This window comes from Gluconobacter thailandicus F149-1 = NBRC 100600 (assembly GCF_000964465.1).
Classification (GTDB): domain Bacteria; phylum Pseudomonadota; class Alphaproteobacteria; order Acetobacterales; family Acetobacteraceae; genus Gluconobacter; species Gluconobacter thailandicus.
This window is the reverse complement of record NZ_BANH01000055.1, coordinates 1-1,304: the sequence shown is the minus strand read 5'-3', so window position 1 is coordinate 1,304 and position 1,304 is coordinate 1. Positions and strand designations below refer to the sequence as shown.

Sequence of the window (1,304 nt, the reverse complement as noted above, 5' to 3'; positions counted from 1 at the left end):
GTTTGATGAGATTTGGAGACGGCGTTACTGATGTCTGATGTGACTTCTGTGTCTGTGCAGTCTGCGGAGACACCGGCACTGGCCCCTTCTGCTTTGCAGACCACGCCTCCTCAGGCAGAGGCGTCAGAAAAAAGCCCGTATCTTGTTGTGCCGTCTGTTCCTGTCATTGAGGGCGGTCAGGGGGTACGGTTCGATTTCAATGATGGTGCGCGGGTCATGGTGCCCGACATCGCGCCTGAGATGGGTCAGTGGCATGTCCGCCTGTCAGACTATTCCACAGGGAACATCCTGTTCGATGCCCGCCTCAAGGGCGGCATGGTGGCTTCGACCAAGAAATTCTTCGTCCCGTTCCTGATCGATGTCTGGCTGGAAAAGCCGGACGGAACCCACGAGGACGTGCTGCATCATGAACTGTCCCTGAAAGAAAAGCCGGTTCTGGTCCAGCTCCCCGTTGGAACACTGGGAGACACGCTCGCCTGGCTCCCGGCCGTTCTGCGTCTCGCGCGGGAAAGTGGGGCCAGAGTGACGTGTTCCGTGGCGGATGTTATTCTTCCGCTCGTCAAGGATGCCAATCCGGAGATCACACTCGTTGGCCATGACGAAGCCAAGGGGAACAAGGATTTCACAGCCGGATTTTACGCGGGCTACAATCTTGGACTGTTCTTTACGGACGCTGAATTCACGCGTCAGCCGACGGACTTCCGGCATGTCGGCCTGCACCGGACGGCAGCCTATATTCTTGGGGTCAATCCCTGGGATGACAGTCCGCCACCCATCACGATCCAGGACGGCGACACGCCTCCGATCGAAGGGCCGTATGTTGTCATTGCCACGCAGGCCAGCACGCAGTGCAAATACTGGAACAACCCGGCAGGCTGGCAGGAGGTCATCGCGTTCCTGAAGGCTTCAGGGTATCGCGTGATCTGCATTGATCAGAAAACGTTTCATGGCACCGGATATGTATACAACCATATTCCTCATGGCGCCGAGGACGAGACAGGCAACCGGCCTCTTGCGGAGCGTGCGCGCTGGCTGAAGCATGCGAATTTCTTCATTGGCCTCTCCAGCGGTCTGGCATGGCTGGCTCATGCCGCAGGCACCCCGGTTGTGATGATTTCCGGCTTTACGCATCCGGACAACGAGTTTGCCACGCCGTACCGCATCATCAACTGGCACACCTGCAATTCCTGCTGGAATGACCCCCAGCATCAGTTCGACCATCAGGATTTCTTCTGGTGCCCGCGTCACAAGGGAACAGACAGGCAGTTCGAATGCACCCGCCTGATCACCGGAACCCAGGTCAT

At 57.7% G+C, this 1,304-nt stretch carries 1 protein-coding gene; it reads left to right on the top strand.

The features are described 5' to 3' along the window. Window positions 1–30: 30 nt before the first annotated feature. The coding region (locus B7444_RS13005; RefSeq protein ID WP_048855192.1) for an autotransporter strand-loop-strand O-heptosyltransferase at window positions 31–1,304 on the top strand (1,274 nt) is incomplete at its 3' end.